Source organism: Pseudomonas sp. HY13-MNA-CIBAN-0226, assembly GCF_040310305.1.
GTDB lineage: Bacteria > Pseudomonadota > Gammaproteobacteria > Pseudomonadales > Pseudomonadaceae > Aquipseudomonas > Aquipseudomonas gregormendelii.
Window position 1 is genome coordinate 1 of sequence record NZ_JBEOPS010000598.1, and the last position, 239, is coordinate 239.

The following is a 239-nucleotide window of genomic DNA, read 5'->3' on the forward strand; positions in this document are numbered from 1 at the left end:
GCTCAGGAATAACCGGGTGCGCAGTTTCATCGCGAGCTTCATAAGGTCCTGTTCAAAGGTTGTACTGCTTGCGTTTGCGGTACAGCGTCGACGCATCGATGCCGAGTGTGCGGGCCGCTTGGTCCAGTGTGTCGCTGGTCGCAAGTACGGCGCCGATATGGGCTTTCTCCAGCTCATCCAGGCTCAAAGCCGCGCCGATACGCGGTGCATTGTTGGCCGGTTGCTCGGCCATCCCCAGG

1 protein-coding gene is annotated in these 239 nt (G+C 60.3%); it reads right to left on the reverse strand.

All coding sequences use genetic code 11. The annotated features are described in order from the left end of the window. Nucleotides 1–52: 52 nt before the first annotated feature. A partial coding sequence (locus AAEZ05_RS30070; RefSeq protein ID WP_350650308.1) for a helix-turn-helix domain-containing protein occupies nt 53–239 on the reverse strand: 187 nt, incomplete at its 5' end.